The organism is Chryseobacterium wanjuense (assembly GCF_900111495.1).
Classification (GTDB): Bacteria; Bacteroidota; Bacteroidia; order Flavobacteriales; family Weeksellaceae; genus Chryseobacterium; species Chryseobacterium wanjuense.
Genome location: NZ_FOIU01000004.1, coordinates 32952 through 57029, shown reverse-complemented (window position 1 = coordinate 57029; position 24078 = coordinate 32952). Strand labels below are relative to the sequence as shown.

Here is a 24078-nt window from a genome sequence, read left to right as displayed (position 1 = left end):
GAAATAAATATTTAAAATTCAACAATTTAAATCAAAATCAAAGGTTACTATTTTATTGTTATATTTGGAAATTCAGAAATTCTCTAGATTTTTTATGGAAACCCAAAAATATACTCCTAAAAACAAAGTAAGAATCGTAACAGCCGCGTCGTTATTCGACGGTCATGATGCTGCGATTAATATCATGCGTCGTGTCATCCAGGGAACAGGATGTGAAGTGATCCACCTTGGCCACGACAAATCTGCTGAAGAAGTTGTAAACACAGCGATTCAGGAAGATGCCAACGCAATTGCCCTCACTTCATATCAGGGAGGTCACAACGAATATTTTAAATATATCTACGACCTTTTAAGAGAAAAAAATTCTCCGCAGATCAAAATTTTTGGTGGCGGCGGTGGAGTGATCTTACCTGAAGAAATCAAAGATCTTATGTCTTACGGAATCGACAGAATTTATTCTCCGGACGACGGTCGTGAACTTGGCTTGCAAGGTATGATTGATGATTTGGTAAACAGATCAGATTTCGCAACCGGAAAAGATGTTACGGAAAAAGATTTGGATTCAATTAATTTTGAAAATCCTACAAGCATCGCAAAAATCATTTCGGCAGTAGAAAATTTTTCAGATGAAAAACCGGAATTGGTGCAGGCGATTGACGAAAAATCAAAAGATTTAAATATCCCGATTATCGGTATCACAGGTACGGGTGGAGCAGGGAAATCTTCATTAACAGACGAATTGGTAAGACGTTTTCTACGTTCCAATACAGATAAAAAAATTGCCATCATCTCGATTGACCCTTCGAAAAAGAAAACCGGAGGTGCACTTTTGGGTGACAGAATTCGTATGAATGCGATCAACGATCCGAGAGTTTATATGCGTTCTATGGCGACAAGGGAAAACAACGTTTCCGTTTCTCCGTTCATTCATTCAGCTTTGAATGTATTGAAATTAGCTCATCCGGATGTTATCATTCTGGAAACTTCAGGTATCGGACAATCCGGCTCGGAAGTTTCTGATTTCGCAGATGTTTCTATGTACGTGATGACTCCTGAATATGGAGCTTCAACACAGCTGGAAAAAATCGACATGCTGGATTATGCAGATTTAGTTGCTTTAAATAAATCTGATAAAAGAGGGGCTCTTGATGCACTTCAGGCTGTAAGAAAACAGTTCCAGAGAAACCATTTACTGTGGGATCAGCAATTGGACGAAATGCCGGTTTATGCAACAAAGGCATCTCAATTCAACGATCATGGAACAACGGAATTATACAACAGACTTGTTTCTAAAGTAAACGATAAATTTTCAGGCTTAAACCTGCAAGGTTTTGTTGAACAGGAAATTACAGACGAAGTGACGATCATTCCTCCAAAAAGAGTTCGTTATTTATCTGAAATTGTTGAAAACAACAGACAATACGATGCCAATGTTGAAAAACAGGCTGAATTGGCGAGAAAAATGTATCATATCGAAGGGGTGAAAAATTTCCTTTCTAATGAAACTTTAGACGCCGAATATCAAAAAGCTGAAAAAGACCTTCAACAGGAAAATATCGACTTCCTAAAATCTTGGGATGATACGAAAAAGGCTTTCCATGAAGAATTTTACTCCTATTTCGTAAGAGGAAAAGAAATTAAAGTTGAAACTTCAACAGAATCTTTATCTCATTTAAGAATTCCAAAAATCGCTTTACCAAAATATAACGATTGGGGTGATCTGATCAAATGGAAAGGACAGGAAAACCTTCCGGGAAGCTTCCCTTATACAGCGGGAATTTATCCTTTCAAAAGAACGGGAGAAGATCCGACAAGGATGTTCGCCGGAGAAGGAGGCCCGGAAAGAACCAACAGAAGATTCCATTATGTTTCTGCGGAAATGCCTGCAAAACGTTTGTCTACGGCTTTTGACTCGGTAACTTTGTACGGACAAGATCCAGCTTTACCACCGGATATTTATGGTAAGATCGGAAATGCAGGAGTTTCTATTGCGACATTGGATGATGCTAAAAAACTGTATTCCGGTTTTGATCTGGTGAATGCTATGACTTCTGTTTCAATGACGATCAACGGACCGGCTCCGATGTTGCTGGCTTTCTTTATGAATGCAGCTATTGATCAGAATGTTGAAAAATATATTGCAGAAAATAATCTTGAAGCTAAAGTTGAGGCTAAACTTAAAGAGAAATTCGACGATAAAGGATTGGCAAGACCAAGATATAACGGAGAATTGCCTCCATCAAATAACGGTTTAGGATTAAAATTATTAGGAATCACGGGTGATGAAATTATCCCTGCTGAAGCTTATGCAGAAATTAAGGCTAAAACCATCGCAACAGTTCGTGGAACGGTTCAGGCAGATATTTTAAAAGAAGATCAGGCTCAGAATACCTGTATTTTCTCTACTGAATTTGCCTTAAGATTAATGGGTGACGTTCAGGAGTATTTTATCACAGAAAAAGTAAGAAATTTCTACTCGGTTTCTATCTCAGGATATCACATTGCGGAAGCGGGTGCAAATCCGGTTTCTCAGTTGGCATTTACATTGGCAAACGGTTTCACGTATGTGGAATATTATTTGTCCAGAGGAATGGATATCAATGATTTTGCACCGAACCTGTCATTCTTCTTCTCCAATGGTATCGACCCTGAATATTCAGTAATCGGACGTGTAGCAAGAAGAATCTGGGCAAAAGCCATGAAACTGAAATACGGAGCCGATGAAAGAAGCCAGATGTTGAAATATCACATCCAGACTTCGGGACGTTCGCTTCACGCTCAGGAAATTGATTTCAACGATATCAGAACAACTTTACAGGCGCTTTACGCCATTTATGACAACTGTAACTCATTGCACACGAATGCTTATGACGAGGCGATTACAACGCCGACTGAGCAGTCTGTGAGAAGAGCAATGGCAATCCAGTTGATTATCAATAAAGAATTAGGATTAGCGAAAAACGAAAATCCGCTTCAAGGTTCATTTATTATTGAAGAATTAACGGATTTGGTGGAAGAAGCTGTTTATGCAGAATTCGACAGAATTACAGAAAGAGGAGGTGTTCTTGGTGCGATGGAAACGATGTATCAACGTTCAAAAATCCAGGAAGAATCCATGCATTACGAATGGTTGAAACACACCGGAGAGTATCCGATTATCGGGGTGAATACTTTCCTTGGAAAAGACGGTTCACCAACGGTACTTCCTGGTGAAGTTATCCGTTCGACCGAAGAAGAAAAACAAGCTCAGATCGAAACGCTGCACAACTTCCAAAAGGCCAATGAAAGCAAGTCTGAAGAAGCATTAAGAAAGCTACAGCACGCTGCCATCAACCAGCAAAACTTATTCGAAGTGATGATGGATGCCGTGAAATACTGTTCTCTTGGGCAGATTACCAATGCTTTGTTTGAAGTGGGGGGTAAGTATAGAAGGAATATGTAGTCCGACTCATATTAGACAGACAATTTAAAAATTAAAACCTCAAGGAATTTCTTTGAGGTTTTTTGTATTTTTATAAACTAATCATCCATTTTATTCGTTACTAAACTACAAAATAGCCATTATGAAAATCAGTTTTAAGGGAATATCATTTTTAATAACTATTAGTTTATCATCCATCTTATTTGCACAAAAACGTACGGAAGATTTTACAATAAGCCTTCCTACTCAAAAATTAAATAGAAGTTTTTACAAAACCATTACCGTAATTGATAACAGAATCGATACTGCTTCAATAGGAATTGTACAACAAGGTGCATTGAACGCAAAAGCAAGAGTAGTTCCTACATCCCCGCTTTCAAATCAATTCCAAAGTGTTTTGAATAGTGTAAATGGAGAAAATGCAGAAGACGGAAGCTTAGTTTTGTATCTTAAACAATTGTATTTCGCAGAAGTTTCCAAAGCATTTACAGAATTTGGTTATTGCTACTTTCAAGGCTTTTTATTTGCTAAAAACGAAGACGGGACATATTCTCTGCTTGAGAAAACAGATACAGTGGTTGATCATAAAGCCGCAGATGTTACCAAAGAAATTTTAAGAAAAGGCAGCGACATGCTTGGTGAGTTTATTGCTAAAAATGCATCCAGGAAACCCGAAACCACGGAACCTCACTACACCTTTGATCAGATTAAAAAATTTGATGATATTGATAAACAGTCTATAAGTTTATTTAATTCATCTCAATTAAAAGATGGTGTTTATAAGGATTATCTTTCTTTTAAAAGTCAGCAGCCTCAGCAGGAAATCACCAATGTGAAATTTTATGGCAATATGCCAAAAATTGTAAGAATCTATGAAACTGTCGACGGAAAAGAAAGAGAAATAAAGAAAGACGATATCTATGCAATAATTTATAAAGGCGAACCTTATATTTATCTTCCTATAGAAAATCTTTTTACCAAAGCAGAAAAAAGAGATAACGATTATTATTTCGTAGGAAAATTAAGATCCGGAGGCCCAAATATGGCTAATCTAAGCATCGGAATGTTTTTCGGAGCTGTTGGTGTTTTGCTAGCATCCAATCCGGCTTATCCGTTCGAACAGAAAATAGATTATATCAACGGAGCTTTTATTCCCATTAAAGAAATTCAATCTAAAAAATATTAATTCACAGAATCTCCCTACTTTTGGGAGATTTTTATTTTAACATGAAACCAAAAGCCATCTTCAACTGGAGCAGCGGAAAAGATTCTGCGCTTGCATTATACAAAACTTTACAAGAAGGAAAATTTGAAGTTACATCTTTGCTAACAAGCATTAATAAGGAATTTCAAAGAATTTCCATGCACGGTGTTCATGTTTCATTGTTGGAAAAGCAGGCTGAAAGTTTGGGATTTCCTTTAATAAAAATGGAGCTTCCGAAAGAACCGACTATGGAAGAATATCGGGAAATTATGGGTAAAACGATGAACGAAATAAAATCTCAGGGCGTAATTCATTCAATTTTTGGAGATATTTTCCTGGAAGATTTAAGAAAATACCGCGAAGATCAATTAAAAACAATCGGAATGGAAGGTGTCTTCCCGCTCTGGAAAATCGACACCACCAACCTTATTCATGAGTTTTTAAATTTAGGTTTTAAAACCATCGTCACCTGCGTGAATGAAACGTATCTTGATAAAAGTTTTGCCGGAAGAATTATTGATAAACATTTCATTAAAGATTTACCCGAAAATGTTGATCCTTGCGGAGAAAACGGAGAGTTTCACACTTTTACTTTTGACGGACCGATATTTAAAAATCCGGTTCAGTTTGAAGTGGGAGAAACCGTAAAAAAAACATATCCAAAACCAAAATCAGATGAAAATGATGAAACCGGAGAATATATTTTCTGGTTCTGTGATTTAATCTCAAAATAGAATAATTTAAACAAACTATTAAAAACCTCTTACATAAAATTAAGAGGTTTTTCTTATTTTTGATAGACAACCAATGTTTAAAAATTTATTCCATACACCAAATGATCATAAAAACACTTCGCATATTCTTAATTATTTCTATTCTGATTAATTTAATTTCATGCAAAAATGAAGTTAAAGTAAAACCCGTTGACAAAAAAGCCATAGTTGATAGCACAATTACTGTTTTCCAGAAAAACCTTTTAAAGAATCAAATCGATTCTGTTTTTAAAAAGTATAATTTTAACGGAAGTGTTGCGGTTTTTAAAGATTCGGTTCAGTTGTATCGCAAAGATCAGGGCTTTTCTGATTTTAAGAATAAAATTAAAATTGACAGCAATACCGTTTTTGCGATCGGATCGGTGAGTAAACAATTCACTGCTGCTTTGGTGCTGCTTCAGATGGAGCAGGGAAAACTACAGACAGATGACAAAGTTTCAAAGTACTTACCTGATTTTCAAAATAAAGATTACCAAAATATTACAATTCATCAGCTATTGAACCACACTTCCGGATTGAATACTTTGGGTGAAAAACTGCATTTTAAGAGCGGTACCGATTTTCTATATTCAAATGAAGGTTTTAATGCGTTAGGAAAAATTATAGAAAAAGTTTCAGGAAAGTCTTATGATGAAAATGTAATGGAACTTTTCAAAAAAGCCGGGATGCTGCACTCTTCTACTGGAAATCTGTTTAAAGGAAATGACTTTGCAGGAGCCCACCTCAGAAACGGAAAAAAATTCGTTGAAATACAAAATATGCCGAAAAGGTTAGCCAGCAAAGATATTGGAATTCCCGCCGGTGGAATCCTTTCTACAATCGATGATCTTCACACCTGGAATAATGCCCTTTACAACGGAAAAATATTAACCAAAGAAACTTTAAAAAAATTCACATCCCAAAGCGCCGAAAGACACCATCCCGTCTTTGGAAAAATGGGCTATGGCTACGGAATCATGACAAATGTTGAAAAGCCCGTGACTTATTATCACAGCGGGTATGTAAAAGGTTCTCCGTCACTGAATATTTTTTATCCAGAAACAAAAACTTCAGTAATTATTTTATCAAATATCGCCGATGAAGAAAAAGGGAAAAACCTTATTTTCAAACCATATGCTGACATTAAAAAGATAACGGATGCCATTGAAAATTCTGTTGTTCAGATGAAGAAGGATACAACCAATGTTTTAGCTGTGCATTAATTTCATTTTAGTTTTCTTAAATTCAGTTCATGAAAAAAATGTATTTCATAGCTATTTATCCGCCTCAGGAAATTATTGAAGAAGTAAAAGTCTTTAAAAAAGATCTTGCTCTCAACTATGGGAATTCAAAAGCGTTGAAAAATGACGCTCACATTACCCTATTTCCGCCATTTTCTAGGGAGCTGGATCTTGAACGCGATATTCATGAAGCATTTCAAAAAATTGATACCAATATTTCACCTTTTGAGCTTACACTGAATGGTTTTGGAAGTTTTGGAAATCCGAAAAACCCTGTGCTTTTTGTTCAGCCCGAAAATAATAATCAGCTAAAAGACTTGTATTTGAGAGTTCGGGAAAGATTCAATTTTATGAGTTATTCTTTTAATCCGCATATGACCGTTGGCTACAGAGATCTTACGTATGATAATTACTTAAAAGCTTGGGAAGTTTATCAGGAGAAAGAATACAAAACTAGATTTTTAGTTGACAAAATATTACTGCTCCGCCATGATCAGAAATGGGTTCCGATAGCAGAAAAAAAGCTAAGCATTCATTAAGGTTTAAAACAAAAAAAATCGACTCAGAGAGCCGATTTAAAAACAATATTTAAAATTAAATTATTCTTTAATAATCTTCTGAGAAATAATTAATTCTTTATCATCCGTTACACTCAGAGAATAGGTTCCTACAGGCAAATTATTAATATCTACAGATAATGTTGAAGCATCCTTCAGGTCAAATTTCACCGGAATCAACTTTCCTGACATATCGTGTAAAATAACATTTACATTTTTAGAAAAATCCTGTTTTCCCTTAATATAGAATTCATTTTCTGCAGGATTCGGATATACGGAGAATCTTCTTTCTTTTGCTTTAATATCAACTGTTTTCAAAGTAGATTTATTCAATGTCCAGGTCACATTTGTGAAATGAATCGTGCTGTGATTATTGATTTTAAGAAGAGGATTATTATCATTCACCGAAAAAAGAAGTGTGTTGTTTCCGTTATTCAGCTGACTTGGAGTAATCGTAACCGAATTGCTGGTAGAAGCCAAAGGCGTTCCGTTCAACGTCCATGAATTCACCAATGTATTAGGAATCGGAAGAATTTCAGTTACGGTAAAAGTTACATTAGAATTCGCGTTTACAGTGGAGCTGTTTGCTGGTGTATAGGAATCCACTGGGGAAACCAGCGCATGAATTTTCTCAATAATCGCCTCTTTACAAACCGAGCAAAACTGCTGATTGAGATACCTCATCTCACAACTTTGGTGCGGACGGTACCAACTCGGGCTTTCTGCGTGAGCATAAACGCCTACTCCATTAAGGCCGATCCAGTTTTTCCATTTTATCGTTGCTGGATTGGATGTTTGTGTTTTATTCGCCGATTCTCCCGACCCGGAAAACCAATATTCATCGGCTAATTTCCCAAAAGAATGCCCCAATTCATGCACAACAATTTCGTTCGACGAAGAATTTAGTGAAGCAAAAGCATACGTTCCGCCGCAGCCTCCATATTCCGGGGAATTTCCAAGAACATACGCAACATCAAAGTCGGGAAGATTGGCCGCTAAAACCTGCGTAACTTTCGTTGTATTTCCGTAATAACATCTGTGAACCCCATTATCAAAGGTAGAATTGAAATAGTTATTGGGATTCGAAACAGGGAAAACGGGTTCTGTAACGTCCGAAGCTGTTCCCGGATGCTTCACCCCCGATTCGGGAGAAACCACTTTTATGGCATAAGCATTAAAATAATTTTTATATTCTGTATAAGGGCTTTTTGTGAAAAGATAATTCACCGTATTCTGTGCCGAAGTGACAAATGTCGAAAGCTGTGCCGTTGTAAATCCGTCTCCCAACACCGCAATATTAATGCGTTTGTCGTTTGTCCCGTTCTGTAAAACAGGAACCGTCTCAAAAACCTGAGCAAAACAAAAGCTTCCGATAAAAAGTGATAATAAAATTTTCTTCATGGTTATAGTTTTTGAGTGAATAATAATTGCTTTCCGGTTTCAGAGATCTTTTGGATTTTCACCATTTGGATTTCGTCAGAATGTGAATATCTTACACTGAATTCAGCATTTTGTAATGAAATTTTATTTCTGCTGATTTGATCTCTGTCATACACTTCTCTTGACGGATTCAAAGGATCTTCCACAATTTGTTTGATGATTTCTTTTCCGTTTGCGTTCGTAAATGAAACAATAAAATCTCCGTTCTGACCATTATTTTCATCTGAATTCGGTACAGATTTCAATTTTCCTTCTGTGATTTTCTTCTCCTGCAGCGTGATTTTTTCCACACCGGAATTTGTTTTTTCTACTTTAAAAAAAAGATAAACAATCTGCGGGCTTTTACTCAAAGTTCTCATAGCGGGGTTTTCCCCCGTATCCTTTACTTCTTTTACCTGTAAAAAGCTGTAAAAGAAATAAAAAGGCAGCGTTAAAAAGATCATTAAATTTTTCATGGATATATTTTTGATTAAGTTAATAAGATTTTAAATAAGAATACTTGATGAATTTTTTCATGACTAAAAATTTTAGAAAGTCATATCTTTGACCTAATGATTGCAGAGAAAATTATTTTAGGAATCGACCCGGGAACAACGGTAATGGGTTTTGGAATTATTTCCGTAAAAAAAGGTAAAATGGAAATGATCTCCATCCACGAGCTTTTGCTGAAAAAATATCCCAATCACGAAACCAAGCTTAAATACATTTTTGATAAAACCTTAGCTTTAATTGATGAATTTCATCCCGATGAAGTCGCTCTTGAAGCTCCTTTCTACGGGAAAAATGTTCAAAGTATGCTAAAGCTCGGCCGTGCACAGGGGGTTGCGATGGCTGCAAGTCTTTACCGAAATATCCCGATCACCGAATATTCTCCGAAAAAAATAAAAATGGCGATCACCGGAAACGGAAATGCGAGTAAAGAACAGGTTGCGGGAATGCTTCAAAATCTCTTGAATTTAAAGGAATTCCCTACAAAATATCTCGACGCTTCCGACGGTTTGGCGGTTGCCGTCTGTCATCATTTCAATTCCGGAACAATTGCAGACACCAAATCCTATACCGGCTGGGAAAGTTTTTTAAAGCAAAATCCTGGTCGTTTAAAATAATTTTCTTTATTCTAAAATTTCAAGAAATTATTTACCCTTATATTCTGCGGGAGCGATGATGAAATCTGCCGTAGGTTTTCCGTTTTTATCAAAATAGGAATATTGTAAAGTGACGTCATTATTCCGAAACTCCTGCATATCTCCGGAGTTTCTTACAACTTTTAATGCTTCTTCTTTAGCTTCTTTTTTAAATGTTTCTATTTCTTCGGGAGTTACGTTTTCTTTTACATCATCCGTTAAGGTATAATTGTATTTAAAAACTTTATTGGGTAAAACCGAAACACTGTCGAGTCGCACACCTTCATTCAGAATTTGAGGGGTCATTTTGTTCATATTGGCAGCGGCCTCTTTTAGTTCGTCATCGATGGTTTTCTCTTTTTTGCAGGAAATTAAAACCATGATTAAGCAAACTAATGAAAATCTTGTTACGTTTTTCATAATACTATTTTTGTAGGTTGGTATTATAAAGGTAAGATAATTTTTATAAATAGATTTTTCTTGCAAAATCACTGTCTTTCATACAGGTCTTCTATTTCTCTTACCTTTCCGTCTAAAATCTCGCTGTACAAGATGGAGAATTTGTTTTTCGATAGAATTTTGTATTGGTCTTTTCTTTTTAGATCTAAATCGAGATAAGAAAATGAACTTTCCTCAATTATGATTGAAATTTTTCCAGAATTGCTTTTGAGCTTACAATCTTTTCCCGCTGCATAGTTTTTAGTTAAAATAATATTGTTATTTGATTTTTCAAAAACCAGACTGTATTTCTTTTCACATTCTTGAAGTGGATAAGATTTTTTGCTGTTTCCATCCATATAGTTTCTTTCTTTTAATATCCAGTTGCCGATAAAATAATTTTTATTTGTCTTCGAAATATTTTTTTGTGACTGACAATTAAAAGTCAATGCACACAACAGAAAAGCTAATAGTAATGTTTTCATTGTTAAAAAAAAGAGCCCTTTTTACAAAGGACTCCTTTAGGATTTAATTAGTTATTTAAAAATTTCTTAGATTCTTTTTTATTGTTGTTGGAGAAACTAACAATATATCCTCCTTTTGGAAGCTCCTGAATTATCTGAACTTCATTGGTTTTCGAATTTCCTTTCTGAATGATTTTTCCACTCATATCCAGAATCTGATAATCTCCGAAGATATCATTCTTATTTCCAAATAGTTTCAATTTATTTTCTGCTTTTACAAATACTATTTTGGTTTCCGTATGATCCTTCACTTCAGAAGTTCCCAAAACATCCATAATTCTTACTGCATAATCTTCCATCTGCCCATACTGCACCTGCGAACAAGCGCCGAAATCAGGAAGTGGTGCTGAAGTGTACGTTGCTGCATCCACTCCTACCCTCATTCTCAGATATGTGTTTTTCACAGCACCTGCCGGAGGTGTAATATTGGTCGTAACCGTATTGGTGGCTCCAGAAGTCATTACCGCTGATGTATTATCAACAACCAATTCAGAAGCTTCAAAAGCTCCGTTGTTATTGTAATCTATCCAAACTTTTGTTTTAAATTTATCCGATTGTGGAAATCCGTTCATAGAATACACTTTAAGGGGCGTCGCAGTGTTTGCCGGAATATCTGTATAATAAGCAGGTCTTATACAAGTCGCTGTAGAGTAATCTGCATAGAATATCGGAGCCGGTTCATCGGAATCATATCCATTTGTGATACTATTTATTGACCCTAAAACCACTCTGTATGGCCCAATCGCAAAATTATTGTTGGCAGGATGCGCAGTTCCTGCAGGATTACATTGTGCACTGGCCACAGAAACCGGAGATGGTACAACAATAGAAGGATCTTTTCCTGCCAAAGAATTAAGAAGATTTTTTCTATACTCCATCATCATTAGTAAAGCTCTGTCTCTTTGTCCCCCTGTAAATTTTTTATTAGAGTTGGTATAATTCATAATGTTATACTGGGTTCCGTCATAGTTTTGTCCTGTACAAGGATCCGTAGCCGTGTTATCCGGAACAGCAACTCCGTACATACTTCTTGACGGCGATGTATCACATACTCTGTCTCCATCCGTAGCACAGTTGTTATTTGCCGGACAGCTGGTCTGGTTGTTGTAATTTACCCCTTCAAAAGTATGGTACAATCCGAACGCGTGTCCCAACTCGTGGGTAAGAGTAGTATCATTATTATTTTTAATGGTTGCCACTTTCATAAAGCTTTCGTAGTTATAATCATACGTATCCGGGAAGGTCGCATATCCCATCAATCCATAAGTCAATTGCTGCTGTCCGTCAAATCCAATCACTACATAAATATTAAAATATGAAGTTTCCGGCCAGTGTGGAGCCAATTGATTTTTAATCATATAATCCGGAGCACCATTAGCACCCTGCGCTTTTACACCGTAAGCATCATATCCTGTAAGAGAGCTTCCGTTGTATCTTACAATTCCCGTTGTAGGAGTACAACTTGGTGATCTTTTAGCCAAAACAAGTTTAAAAGGAATCACATTGCCACCTGTTGGTCCGGATCCTTCAGGGTAAAAACCGTTTCCGTAAGTGGTGGCATACATTTTATTGGCTCTGTCTATCCAGTTGATGATTTCCTGGTCGGTAAGAGCCAGATTTGCATTAGCCGAGGCATTGGATTCTATTACATGAACAACTACCGGAATTTCATAAATCTGCCCTGTGTATAAGCCATTCCATGAAGTTGTAGCTCCCGCTTTATTAAGGTAAGAATTCTTGTCCATGGTACTGAACCTCGTATCAGCTTCATTTCTAATTTTCTTTAAATTAGGAAATTTGCTGTCCATTTTTTGCATCACATCATCAAAACCGCAATATTTTTGTGTGTTCTGAGAAAAAGCATTAAAAAAAATCATTAATGCAAATAAAAATACATTTTTCTTCATTATTTTTGTTTTTTTATTAAAATCAACGCGAATATATTAATTTTAAAACTTATTTTATAATTATTTAATAAAATATTTAAAATTTATTTTTTTAAAATTTACAACTATAATTGGTTGATTTTCAATATCTTTTCAAAAACAACAACAACTTACTTGGTAAAACATAATACTATCTTAAACATTGGTATAATTTTTAGTATTACCTTTGTATAAATTTTCTATCATGAAAAATAACCAACCAACTATAAATCAGGTGAATCATAAAATAAATTGGTTCCAAAAATTTCTGATGGTCTGTTCCGGAGGAAACATTCATATTTTGAGGAAAACCCCAAGCGAATGGAACAAATTTTCGGGTATCGGAGGCATTGTTCTCTTTACCGCCGTTTTTGCTACACTTTCTGCAGGTTATGCGATGTATACGGTGTTCGACAATATCTGGGCTTCTATCGGCTTCGGAATTTTGTGGGGATTAATGATCTTTAACCTAGACCGTTACATTGTTTCTTCCATCAAGAAAACAGGAACGTGGGGAAATCAGATTTTAATGGCCATTCCTCGTTTGGTTCTGGCTACTTTTCTGGGAATTATTATTTCTAAACCTTTAGAGCTTAAAATTTTTGAAAAAGAGGTCAATAAACAATTAAATACCATCATTCAAAGGAATAAAAAACAGCTTCAGGGCGAAATGAACGGAAGAATTCTTCAGCAGAGCGGGCCTTTTGAAACAGAGAAAAAACAGATTTCGGACAAAATCGCTCAATACCAAAAATCTTATGATTCTGCGGCAGTGGAGCTTGAGAAAGAAATTTTAGGAAAACAATCGGGGTTAACGAGTGGTAAAGAAGGTTTTGGACCCAATGCGAAACGTAAACAGGAACTGAAAGAACAAAGAAGACAGGATCTGGAAACTTACCAAAAACAGGTCGCTCCCAGACTGGAATATTTAGACAAAGAAATCTCAAAAGTATACACCAATCTCGAAACCGAAAGAAAATCTACGGAAACCTTTGAAGATAAATTCAATGGTTTTGCAGCGAGATTGCAGGCATTGGATGAATTAGGAAAAAATTCGGCGATTATTGGCTTGGCTGCAGCTTTTATTATGGGACTTTTTATTTGTCTGGAGATTTCGCCGGTTTTGGTTAAATTAATTTCCCACGTCGGACCTTACGATTATCTTTTAGAAAAAACAGAAAACGACTTCCGTCTCTACTCCAAAGAGAAGATCGAAAAAGGAAACGCACTCACCGATTTCAGGATTGATGATTTTAAAGATAATTTACACAAATAATTCATTTACATTAAGATAAGTTTACCTTTCAGTTAATTCTGAAAGGTTTTTTATTTTTATAATCAAAATATATTAAATATTTTTTACCTTTGGCATAACCTAAACTAAAACTAACATCATGAAAAAACTAGCATTAGCATGCACGCTGCTGATCAGCTATGCATTAGCACCTTCTCTAAAAGCACAGGCTTCTGACCCTTATCTTGGACAAATCGCATTCGTACCTTACAATTTCGTTCCGAAAAACTGGGCTGCTTGTAACGGACAATTATTATCCATCGCTCAAAATCAGGCATTATTTTCTCTTTTAGGAACTACATACGGCGGAAACGGAACAACCACCTTCGCATTGCCGGATATGAGAGGAAGAGTACTTGTACATGAAGGTCAGGCTCCCGGAGGCGCTACCAACTATACAATGGGGCAAACCGGCGGAGCAGAAAGTGTGACTTTACTGGTAACACAAATGCCTGCTCACTCGCATACCGTAAATGCAGTAACTGCAGAAGGAAATCAGAATACTCCGACCAATAATCTTCCCGCCGATACAAAAGGATTGGACAAAGAATATTCTGACGCAACCGCAAATACAACAATGAAATCTACAATGGTAAATCCTACAGGAGGAACTCAGCCTCATGAAAACAGACCGCCATTTGTTACATTGAAATGTATTATTTCTCTAGTGGGAGTCTATCCATCACAATTCTAAACATATGAAAAGTTTATACTTATTATGCCTGGCTCTGGGGAGTTCGGCATTTGCACAAACCATTACCTTTAATGGATGTCATAATTTGTTTGACGCCGATAACACATTTATCTTCAATAAAATAGGAGTAGATGCTTACAACAAGAATATTTACATGACAACACCCATCAACGATCAGCAATCTTGCAGTGGGTTAGGAATATGTGAATTTAAGATTCAGTGGAACAATGCCCTGACAAGATGGGAATTTCTTGCTGATGAAGGCTACGGAACTTTCACCAATCCTCTTTTAATCTATTACAACTCTACAGGAAATAATAATTTTGTAGGAAATCCACCTTCCATTACCTTTGGAACATGGGTTGAAAATACAGCTGTTACCCAGCCTGCAGGAGGATGTGGAGGAAACCTTACTCCTTCAAACTCCACGATGACCGGTGATGTCCACAGTACATCTCTTGCCGTTTCGGATGTGAAAGCTGATTCTAAAATTCAGATTTTCCCGAATCCTGTTGCTGATGTGATCCGCATTTCGGGTATTGATAATGGGCAGTCTGTTCAGATTTATAATATGGCCGGACAGCTTGTAAAATCAGAAGTATTTGACCAAAAAATCAATGTTTCTCAACTTACTTCCGGTATTTATTTGCTAAAAATTAATACCAAAAACTTCCAGACTCATGAATTTAAGTTCGTGAAAAAATAAAACACACAATGTCTCTATAAATTTACAATTATATTGAAAGCCTCTGGAGTTTTTCCGGAGGTTTTTGTTTTAATATTATAGGTATTTGTATTAACAGAAAAACTCGATTAATAATATGACAAGTTCTGTCGCTTTGCAATTATATATTTGCAGTAATTGTAAAGTATAGAATTAAATTTAAAATGATACAATAAAATTGTTTCCATTAAAGTATTATCAAGTATGGGGCTTTTACCTATTGTATAATAAGAACAAATAATATAAGTTCGCAACTTCAATAACTATAATATGAAAAAAAACTACACAGGTGCACTTTTCTTGTGCACAATTCTGAGTACATCTGCTCAGGAAGTAGTCTGGCAGAAAGACATTAAATCCTCGACACAGGATTTTCTAAGTCAGGTTACGACAACTATCGATCAGCAATATCTTATTTCAGGAAGCTCGATTCAGGCTGGAGGCCAGAAGATAGGAGCTGGAAGTAAGCAGAATAACGGTTACGACTATCATTTTATAAAATTAAACCAGCAAGGAGAAGAAGTCTGGGAGAAATATTTCTCAGGACAGAATCATGATTTTTTGTCGGCTACTGTTGCTACTCAGGAAGGAGGATTTTTAGCAGCAGGAACTTCTTATTCAGGAAAAGGATTGGATAAAAAAGACGATTCTAAAGGAGGAACAGATATTTGGCTGATTAGACTCAATGAATTCGGGGATGAATTGTGGCAGAAAACCATTGGTGGAGCTTCTGACGAGGAAGCAAGAGCTGTTATTCAAACCACAGATTTCGGATTTTTTGTGGCCGGATCCTTCGTCTCCGCTCAGGACTCTAAAATGAAGGGTTACGGCTCAAAGGATGTTCTCATTGTAAGACTGGATAAAAACGGAAAAGAGCTATCACAACTTACTTTAGGAGGAAAAGGACTCGATGAAGTTGAAAAAATGATTCCAACAAAGGATGGTGGAGCTTTACTCGGAATTTATTCCAGAAGTAATCAAGAAGGATCAAAGAAGACAGAAAACTTTGGTGAAGGTGATTATTGGATCATTAAGCTTTCAAAAGATGGAAAAGTTGAATGGGAAAAGAACTTTGGAGGAAAAGGTGATGATCATTTGAGAACGTTGGCTTTAACATCAACCGGATATTTAATTGGCGGAGAATCGAGATCTGAAAGATCAGGCAATAAATCTGTAGGAATCGAAGAAGGAACAGATTTATGGTTGATTTCACTCGATGAAAGAGGTGAAGAAATCTGGCAGAAATCTTACAATTTCAAAAACAGGGATGTTTTAATGGGAATGAGTGGGATAAGCGGGATGATGGAAGATGGAAGCGGGAAGTCAAAAGGAATTTTGTTAGGCGGCTATACTCAGGCAGAAGGAAGGATTGAAAATGACGATGAAACTTTTTGGATGTTGTACTTAGATCAAAATGGTAATGAGCAATGGAGAAAACATGTAAAAGGAGAATCCAGAAAGAAAGAGGAAAGATTGTCTGATATTAAACTCAACAAAGACGGTTCGATTATTTTAGCAGGCACCAGCGCAGAGGAACTTGGAAAGGAAAACTGGAAGATTGTAAAACTGGGTGATAAGCAGATTGATCAGTTGATCGAAAAACAGGATATTAAGATCTATCCGAATCCGGTGACAGACTATGCTTATATAGAAATTGGTTTTGATTTTAAAGAAGCTGATATTGTTTTGTATGATATGGGAGGAAGACAGTTGCAAAGTCTGAAAACTAAGAATAAAGTGACGAAGATTAATACTCAAGCTTTGATTCAGGGGGCTTATCTCATCACTATAAAAACTGATACCAATAAAACGGCTAACTCCAAATTAATAAAGAAATAGAAAGATGAAAAAAAGATTAATATTAGTCTCTGCATTACTGGCATCGCTACTTAATGCACAAGGAATACAAAACTACCAAAACTTTGGAGGAAATTTCTTCCCGCAAAGTCCTAATTCCACACCATTTGCAGTTGCAGGCAAATATCCGATCAATATGTACAGAGGAGTTCCCATAATTAATGTCCCTTTGTTTAATGAAGAACATGGCGAAAGCAATTTTACAATGTCCCTTAGTTACAATGTAAAATCTGTAAAACCATCAACAGTTCCTACATGGGTTGGATTAGGTTGGAACCTGGATATTGGAGGTTCAATTACAAGAATAGTTAACGGAGGAGTAGATGAAGTATATGTTAGCGGTGTAGTTCCCAACAATAGATATTCATATTTGGATAATTATTCTACCTTGGACAATTCTAATTGGGACAGCCAGTCCGCTTTGCAAAATTATTATAGTGCTAATTTACAAGTGATATTGCAGTCTGAACCTAATGTTGTACCAAATCCAGATGAGTTTATAGTTAATGTTGGTGGTCTGACCGGAAGTTTTTACCTTAATGAAAAAGGAAAATGGATTGGGAGAACTAGAGATGGGCGTACATTAAAAATAGAACATCAATATAAATTTGATTATGTTTTACCAGAAAAAACAATATTAGGTTCAAGTTACATTGGTACAACCTCACATAATCTTAAAAGAATGTTATATGGATTTGCTGTTACTACAGACGATGGCACAAAATATATTTTCGGCTTGGATGATACGGCAATAGAGTTTTCTTCAAATCCTGAAACAGTTGATCTGAGTTTTAATCCTCATATCGTTCCTTCAGCCTGGAACATAAAAGAAATAATTTACCCTACTGGGAAAAGCACAAAATTTACTTACGAACGTGATGAGCGAAGTGTATTTGTAGTAAATAGAAGTGGAAATAGATCATATTATTCTCAAGGCTCAAGTTCCGGATCTATTGGAAACTCAGCGTCTTCTGGTAATTTGTTGGCATTGCATTCTAACAGATTGAATAATGTTTTTTTAAAGAAAGTTGAAGGTGAGGACTTTATCGTTAATCTTAACAGATCTCTAGCCAATCAAAAAGAATATGAACAGTTTGATGTACCAACGAATGAATGGGTTCCACCCTACACACATCATATTTCAGCCTACTATAATTTTAAACATTGGTATAAATTAGACAATGTAACAGTTACAGATAAGGCCGGAAAAATAATTAAAAATATAGTTTTTAATTATAATAATGATCCTACTGACAGGCTTATGCTGAATAATGTAACAATTAATACTATTGAAAAATATAATTTCGCATATAACTCCCAAAAACTCCCCAAATATATATCTGACGCCACTGACCATTGGGGATATTATAACGGAACAAGTTTTTATGAATCCAACGTCAATTTGAATGTTCCTCAGGATCAAATGAAAAATATATTTTTAAATGTATATCCCACTTACAAAGTTCCTAATTTAAACTTGAGTAAGGCTCAAACCCTTGAACAGATTACTTATCCAACAGGAGGAACTACAACCTTTGAATATGAACTAAATGATTACTCTAAATATGGAGATAAGGATATAAACGAAACATACCTCAAAATATACCCAACAAGTACTAATGAGATTGCCGGTGGTTTAAGGATCAAGAAAATTAAATCATGTAATGAGAATAACAATTGTATTAATAAGACATATTCTTATTTAAATGATGATGGTATTACTTCTAGTGGAGTACTTCCGTACAAACCTATATATTTATTAGATGGATATGAGCCATCTGTAAATTTGAGCTTCTGGGAGTTTAATTACAATTCGTTTCAAAGTTTAAAAAATGAAGACAATTCTATCGGGTACAGTAAGGTCACAGAGATAGATGATAATGGAGGAAAAAAAGAGACTTATTATACGAACTTGGAGCAAACCGACTACAAAGATAAATCTGGAAATAGGTATTATGGCTGGCTATCTCCTATATTATTTAAACAACTTCCGTATTTATCATACTCACTAATGAGGGGTAAGCCATTAAAAGAGATAGTTTATTCCGATACTAATAAAATAAGTGAAACTACATATACTTACACTCAACAGACTGATTATTTAAGAGCGTATGCATTTAATTCAAAACAATTTGGACAGGTACAAGCATGGGGGCCTTGGAGCAATGCAGGAGGTGTCTCCTATGGAGCTTTATTAGATGCTCATAATATAAATTTTAATTCAAGCTTCTTATCTCAAAAGAAAACAGTTTTTGAAAATGTAGAATCGACAGTACAAAACTTTTATAATTATACTTACAATACCCCAACCTCAACATGGAAAACCCAAAGTGACGGCACTATTTATGTAACGAATTATAAATATGCATCCGATACAAATAATACGGCAATGCTTAATGCTTATATGGTTGGGGTTCCTGTTGGACAAGAAATAAAAAAGAACAATATTGTTCTTTCAAAAACGGAAACAGTGTATCCAACATCTTTGCCAACAACACAAACTGGGAATTTACTGTTACCTCTGTCGGAAACTTATTTTGATCCGCAAAACATTGCGCCAAGTACAGAAATTACTTATGATAAGTATGATACTGATGGAAATGTAGTTCAGTTCACCACCAAAGATGATGTTCCTACAACCATTATATGGGGTTATAGCAAAACACAACCTATTGCAAAAATTGAAGGTGCTACCTATGACCAAGTACAACCCTATATTACAGGTATACTTACTGCGTCGGAAAATGATTTTATGCCGCCAGCCGGAATGACCTCAGACCAAACGGAAACAGCAATGGTAGAAGCCTTAAATATTTTTAGAAAAAATCCGGCACTTTTAGGGTATCAGATCACAACCTATTCTTATGATCCAGTTATTGGTGTAAGAAGCATTACCCCGCCATCAGGAGTTAAAGAGGTTTATAAGTATGACAGCAATAGCAGACTGGAAAGAATAGAGGATGTCAATGGAAAATTGTTGAAAGAATTTAAGTATAACTATAAACCTTAAAAAGCAAATCATGAAAAAATATATAACAGAAAAAATAACCACAGTTCTTTCCGTATTACTTGTGAGCAACACTTTAATAGCACAGGCAAGCAATACAGAAAACTATATATCAGAAAAAACTTGCTTCGATGCTGACTGTGTAAAAAACACTGAAACCATTAATTATTTTGATGGTTTAGGAAGATCAAAACAAACTGTCGGAGTAAAAGCATCACCAACCGAAAAAGATGTTGTTACGCATTTCGAGTATGATGCATTCGGCAGACAAATTAAAAATTATCTTCCGGTTCCTCAAAGTGGAACACAAAACGGAGCTATTTATACATCTCCACTTTTAAATGCCTCAACTGTTTATGGGCCAGAAAAAATCTATTCCGAAAATGTGCCGGAAAATTCACCATTAGATAGAATTAAACAAAGAATACAGTTCGGAAATGACTGGACTTCACATCCTGAAAACTATACCTATGGCGCGAATACAGTTGCAGATGGTGTAAGGAAATTCACCACCTCAACCACTTGGGAAAATAATGCTACCAAAAGTACATTGGGAACAGCTGGGAACTACATTGCAAATCAGTTGAGCAAAGAAACAGTAATCGACGAAGACGGTTATTCTACAATCGAATTTACCAATACTAATGGTCAGCTTATTCTTGAAAGAAGGGAAATCACAGTGGGTGATTACGTTGATACTTATTATGTATACAATGAGTATGATCAGCTTGTATTTATTATTCCGTCTCAGGCGAATATTTATTCTGATCTTGTAACAAATACTACGAGGCAAGCTGATTTATGCTATCAATACAAATATGATGGCAGATATAGGATGGTAGAAAAGAAACTGCCGGGTAAAGGTTGGGAGTTTATTCTGTATGATAAACAAGATCGTGTAGTAGCCACTCAGGATGCTAATCTCAGAGCACAGGGAAGATGGCTTTACACCAAATATGATAAATTTGGAAGAGTTGCCATCACAGGAATTGGAACAGGGGCTACAACAAGATTAGCGGAGCAAAATATTGTTGACGGCTTGAACTCAAATAATGTAGAGAGAACTGGCTCATCGGTCTTTAACCGAGAGGGAATGGATGTTTATTATAACAATCAGGACTCGACTTATCCTAATTCCACAAAGTGGTTTAAAATTCTTACTTTAAATTACTACGATCAATATCCTGCATATGATTTCAACCCGACTTTTCCGACATCTATACTAGGTGAACCTACCTTAACACAAAATGAGGTTTCGGAAAATGTAAGTACAAAAAGTCTTCCTGTACTGAATCTGATTAAAAATATTGAAGATGACAGATGGACTAAAAAATATACCTATTATGATAAAAAAGGTCGGGTAATTGGTCTTAATACCATTAACTATTTAGACGGATATACCCGTCTTGAAAATGAACTTGATTTTATAGGACAAACCAAGCAGACCAAAACGTTTCATAAAAGAAGTACGACAGATACGGAAGTAGTCATCAAAGAAGATTTTGAATATGATAATTTAAAAAGGCTAAAGAAACACTGGCATCAGGTAAATAATGGAATTCCTGAACTTTTGACGGATAACACATACAATGAACGTTCTTTACTATCTAATCAAAAGTTAGGAAACAATCTACAAAGTATCGATTATGAGTACGATGTAAGAGGGTGGTTAACTAAAATCAATGATCCAGCAAATTTAGGAGGTAAATTATTTGGCTATAAAATTAAGTATCATAATCCCGATCCTTTATTGGGAATTCAGGAGGCTAAGTATAACGGGAATATTTCTGAGGTTGACTGGAAAACAGCAACCGACGGAATCCTTAAAAGGTATACTTATAAATATGATGGCCTTAACAGGCTTATATATGGAAAAAGTTATCAACCTTTATCTACTACTTTGAATATCGACTATTATGAAGATATAGAGTATGATAATAATGGGAATATTGCTAATCTAGTACGTGGAAAAAAAGGAACAGGGAATACATCAATCACTGAGGTAATTGATAATCTAACTTATAATTATGAAGGGAACAAACTTATTACAATCACAGATGAAACTGGAAATACTTCCGGTTATCCTGGAGGTGGAAATATAATTACCTATGACACAAGTGGTAATATGACCAGTATGCTTGATAAAAGAATAAAGCAAATTGATTATAACTTTTTAAATCTTCCTAATAGTATTCAAATGAATGCTGCAATTGGCGTTGGATATACACTTAATCATATTTATAGAGCTGATGGAGTTAAACATCAAAAGCAATATATGAGAGGCTCAACATTTATTACCACAGATTATTTAGATGGTTTTCAATATGAGCATAGTTCTCTATTACCGACAACACCCGATTTAAAATTTGTGCCAACAACAGAAGGATATTATAGTTTTGAAAATAATAAGTATATTTATCAATATAAAGATCAAGTTGGAAATATTAGAGTTTCTTTTTATAAAGACACAAATGGAAATGCAGTAATAGATGATGCAGTTGATTTTTATCCATTTGGATTAGAGCATGGGACTATCGCTACATCAATTGTCACTCCTTCCTATAAATATAGTTTTCAAGGACAGGAAAAACAAATACATACAGGCTGGAGTTCTTTTAAGTGGCGAAATTACGACCCTTCTATTGGAAGATTCTTCAATGTTGATCCACTTTCTGAAAAATATGCTTATCAGTCTCATTATAATTTCTCTGAAAATAGGGTTATTGATGCTCGAGAATTAGAAGGATTGGAAGCTGTAGACTTTAGGAAAAATGATGGATATAAAAATTTAGTTGTTGTAGTGCAGGGGCATTCAGGTGATACTGTTAAAGGACATACCCAAGCAAGAAATCGAGGAGATGGTTCTGTTGATAAAAATGGGTTAGGAGCATTAAATCAATTAAGCAGTAAAGATACTCGAGTAGTAATTTTTGATTCCTCCCAAAATGAAAATACAAAAGATGATATAAACTCAACAATTTCAAGTTTTAACAAAAATCATCCTGATGGTGATGTAACTGCTGTGGGGCATAGTTTAGGTGGAGATAATTTAATTGAAAAAACAAATGAAAACAAGGATTTGAAAATCAATTTGATGATAACTTTAGATATTATGGATTTTTACTCAGATACAACAATAAAATCTAAAAATGTTTCGAAAGTTATGAATTATTATCAAACAAAAGATTTTTATGGTGGTGAGAAAGTAACAGTTTCAGAAGATAATAAAAAAACTAAAGTTACTAATATACATGCTCCCAAATCAACTCATAAAAGTATTGATAATGATTTAAGTAAGAAAATTGTTAAAACTGTTAAAGATGAAATTAATAAACCAAAATAATCTCTAATGAAAAAAATCACACAAATAATTTTAATTATTTCATTAATTTATACTGCATTATTATTATATTTTCAGTATGATTATTTTTTAAAATTAACTCCAATAATTATTATTTTACTGACAATTAATTTTTATTTGATTTATAGATATAATAGTAAAATACTAAACTATATTTTTAATGGGTTATTATTTATATTTCTAATTATCTGCTTCTCTTTTGGAGTTGCTTTAAGACAAGATTGGTAGTCGATTCTAGTAATAAATTAAAGTAAACCACTGCTTTATGCGGTGGTTTTATAGTTAGAAAGACCAGATAGGAAATATCAGATTAGCGTTCTTTAAAGATGCTTAGGGTAATACAGCAATATACAGGACAACAAATTTTTACCCTTGCTTTTTTTATTTGATGATTATGATTATTATAATGTTGGTGAGTTTATTATTAAATGATAACCTTTATAGAGCAATTTATACTTTTATTATTTTTAATCTAAAATCCCCTTTCATTATAAAAATGTAGGAATAAAATAAAG

General features: G+C 35.1%; 17 protein-coding genes. 12 read left to right on the top strand and 5 right to left on the bottom strand.

From position 1 onward, the window contains the following. The first annotated feature begins 94 nt into the window (after window positions 1-94). From BMX24_RS18745 to BMX24_RS18725, 5 genes are all read left to right on the top strand, one after another. Window positions 95-3442, top strand: a complete 3348-nt coding sequence (locus BMX24_RS18745; protein ID WP_089795562.1) for a methylmalonyl-CoA mutase family protein — start codon at window positions 95-97, stop codon at window positions 3440-3442. 121 nt (window positions 3443-3563) lie between these two features. After that, complete coding sequence (locus BMX24_RS18740; RefSeq protein WP_089795560.1) at window positions 3564-4607, top strand: hypothetical protein; 1044 nt, start codon at window positions 3564-3566, stop codon at window positions 4605-4607. A gap of 41 nt (window positions 4608-4648) precedes the next feature. Beyond that, on the top strand, window positions 4649-5359 hold the full coding sequence (locus BMX24_RS18735; protein WP_089795558.1) for a Dph6-related ATP pyrophosphatase: 711 nt from the start codon (window positions 4649-4651) through the stop codon (window positions 5357-5359). Between the two features lie 101 nt (window positions 5360-5460). Further along, window positions 5461-6600 (top strand): serine hydrolase domain-containing protein, encoded by a 1140-nt coding sequence (locus BMX24_RS18730; RefSeq protein WP_089795556.1) that lies wholly within the window; start codon window positions 5461-5463, stop codon window positions 6598-6600. 29 nt (window positions 6601-6629) lie between these two features. Further along, window positions 6630-7157 (top strand): 2'-5' RNA ligase family protein, encoded by a 528-nt coding sequence (locus tag BMX24_RS18725; RefSeq protein ID WP_089795554.1) that lies wholly within the window; start codon window positions 6630-6632, stop codon window positions 7155-7157. Window positions 7158-7217: 60 nt separating this feature from the next. Here the strand turns inward: BMX24_RS18725 and BMX24_RS18720 are convergent, their stop codons facing one another. Together BMX24_RS18720 and BMX24_RS18715 are read right to left on the bottom strand one after the other, a co-directional pair. Next, window positions 7218-8576 (bottom strand): T9SS type A sorting domain-containing protein, encoded by a 1359-nt coding sequence (locus BMX24_RS18720; RefSeq protein WP_089795552.1) that lies wholly within the window; start codon window positions 8574-8576, stop codon window positions 7218-7220. Window positions 8577-8578: 2 nt separating this feature from the next. Continuing rightward, on the bottom strand, window positions 8579-9070 hold the full coding sequence (locus tag BMX24_RS18715) for a hypothetical protein (protein WP_089795549.1): 492 nt from the start codon (window positions 9068-9070) through the stop codon (window positions 8579-8581). Window positions 9071-9166: 96 nt separating this feature from the next. Between BMX24_RS18715 and ruvC the strand changes: the two genes are divergently transcribed. Beyond that, window positions 9167-9721, top strand: coding sequence for a crossover junction endodeoxyribonuclease RuvC (gene ruvC / locus BMX24_RS18710; protein WP_089795547.1), 555 nt, complete (start codon window positions 9167-9169; stop codon window positions 9719-9721). Window positions 9722-9748: 27 nt separating this feature from the next. Here ruvC and BMX24_RS18705 read toward each other — a convergent pair whose 3' ends face one another. From BMX24_RS18705 to BMX24_RS18695, 3 genes are all read right to left on the bottom strand, one after another. Beyond that, complete coding sequence (locus BMX24_RS18705) at window positions 9749-10159, bottom strand: hypothetical protein (protein WP_089795545.1); 411 nt, start codon at window positions 10157-10159, stop codon at window positions 9749-9751. A 68-nt stretch (window positions 10160-10227) separates the two neighbouring features. Then, window positions 10228-10662 carry a hypothetical protein gene (locus BMX24_RS18700; protein ID WP_089795543.1) on the bottom strand — a complete coding sequence of 145 codons (435 nt, stop codon included), beginning with the start codon at window positions 10660-10662 and terminating at the stop codon, window positions 10228-10230. 47 nt (window positions 10663-10709) lie between these two features. After that, the gene (locus tag BMX24_RS18695) at window positions 10710-12608 is read right to left on the bottom strand and encodes a zinc-dependent metalloprotease (RefSeq protein ID WP_089795541.1); all 1899 of its coding nucleotides are present in this window, start codon (window positions 12606-12608) and stop codon (window positions 10710-10712) included. Window positions 12609-12831: 223 nt separating this feature from the next. Here BMX24_RS18695 and BMX24_RS18690 point away from each other — a divergent pair, with 223 nt between their 5' ends. From BMX24_RS18690 to BMX24_RS18665, 6 genes are all read left to right on the top strand, one after another. Next, window positions 12832-13902, top strand: a complete 1071-nt coding sequence (locus tag BMX24_RS18690; RefSeq protein WP_089795539.1) for a DUF4407 domain-containing protein — start codon at window positions 12832-12834, stop codon at window positions 13900-13902. Window positions 13903-14020: 118 nt separating this feature from the next. Beyond that, window positions 14021-14614, top strand: a complete 594-nt coding sequence (locus BMX24_RS18685; RefSeq protein ID WP_089795537.1) for a phage tail protein — start codon at window positions 14021-14023, stop codon at window positions 14612-14614. Between the two features lie 4 nt (window positions 14615-14618). After that, window positions 14619-15320, top strand: a complete 702-nt coding sequence (locus tag BMX24_RS18680) for a T9SS type A sorting domain-containing protein (protein ID WP_089795535.1) — start codon at window positions 14619-14621, stop codon at window positions 15318-15320. Window positions 15321-15608: 288 nt separating this feature from the next. Next, window positions 15609-17177, top strand: a complete 1569-nt coding sequence (locus tag BMX24_RS18675) for a T9SS type A sorting domain-containing protein (protein ID WP_089795533.1) — start codon at window positions 15609-15611, stop codon at window positions 17175-17177. A gap of 4 nt (window positions 17178-17181) precedes the next feature. Further along, window positions 17182-20205, top strand: coding sequence for a hypothetical protein (locus tag BMX24_RS18670; RefSeq protein WP_089795531.1), 3024 nt, complete (start codon window positions 17182-17184; stop codon window positions 20203-20205). A 10-nt stretch (window positions 20206-20215) separates the two neighbouring features. Beyond that, window positions 20216-23545, top strand: a complete 3330-nt coding sequence (locus tag BMX24_RS18665) for a DUF6443 domain-containing protein (RefSeq protein WP_089795529.1) — start codon at window positions 20216-20218, stop codon at window positions 23543-23545. Window positions 23546-24078: the final 533 nt, after the last annotated feature.

Excerpts from the sequence above, each read along its gene's own strand:
- BMX24_RS18745 (WP_089795562.1), top strand. The coding sequence starts at position 95 with ATGGAAACCCAAAAATATACTCCTAAAAACAAAGTAAGAATCGTAACA.
- BMX24_RS18740 (WP_089795560.1), top strand. The coding sequence starts at position 3,564 with ATGAAAATCAGTTTTAAGGGAATATCATTTTTAATAACTATTAGTTTA.
- BMX24_RS18735 (WP_089795558.1), top strand. The coding sequence starts at position 4,649 with ATGAAACCAAAAGCCATCTTCAACTGGAGCAGCGGAAAAGATTCTGCG.
- BMX24_RS18730 (WP_089795556.1), top strand. The coding sequence starts at position 5,461 with ATGATCATAAAAACACTTCGCATATTCTTAATTATTTCTATTCTGATT.
- BMX24_RS18725 (WP_089795554.1), top strand. The coding sequence starts at position 6,630 with ATGAAAAAAATGTATTTCATAGCTATTTATCCGCCTCAGGAAATTATT.
- BMX24_RS18720 (WP_089795552.1), bottom strand. The coding sequence starts at position 8,576 with ATGAAGAAAATTTTATTATCACTTTTTATCGGAAGCTTTTGTTTTGCT.
- BMX24_RS18715 (WP_089795549.1), bottom strand. The coding sequence starts at position 9,070 with ATGAAAAATTTAATGATCTTTTTAACGCTGCCTTTTTATTTCTTTTAC.
- ruvC (WP_089795547.1), top strand. The coding sequence starts at position 9,167 with ATGATTGCAGAGAAAATTATTTTAGGAATCGACCCGGGAACAACGGTA.
- BMX24_RS18705 (WP_089795545.1), bottom strand. The coding sequence starts at position 10,159 with ATGAAAAACGTAACAAGATTTTCATTAGTTTGCTTAATCATGGTTTTA.
- BMX24_RS18700 (WP_089795543.1), bottom strand. The coding sequence starts at position 10,662 with ATGAAAACATTACTATTAGCTTTTCTGTTGTGTGCATTGACTTTTAAT.
- BMX24_RS18695 (WP_089795541.1), bottom strand. The coding sequence starts at position 12,608 with ATGAAGAAAAATGTATTTTTATTTGCATTAATGATTTTTTTTAATGCT.
- BMX24_RS18690 (WP_089795539.1), top strand. The coding sequence starts at position 12,832 with ATGAAAAATAACCAACCAACTATAAATCAGGTGAATCATAAAATAAAT.
- BMX24_RS18685 (WP_089795537.1), top strand. The coding sequence starts at position 14,021 with ATGAAAAAACTAGCATTAGCATGCACGCTGCTGATCAGCTATGCATTA.
- BMX24_RS18680 (WP_089795535.1), top strand. The coding sequence starts at position 14,619 with ATGAAAAGTTTATACTTATTATGCCTGGCTCTGGGGAGTTCGGCATTT.
- BMX24_RS18675 (WP_089795533.1), top strand. The coding sequence starts at position 15,609 with ATGAAAAAAAACTACACAGGTGCACTTTTCTTGTGCACAATTCTGAGT.
- BMX24_RS18670 (WP_089795531.1), top strand. The coding sequence starts at position 17,182 with ATGAAAAAAAGATTAATATTAGTCTCTGCATTACTGGCATCGCTACTT.
- BMX24_RS18665 (WP_089795529.1), top strand. The coding sequence starts at position 20,216 with ATGAAAAAATATATAACAGAAAAAATAACCACAGTTCTTTCCGTATTA.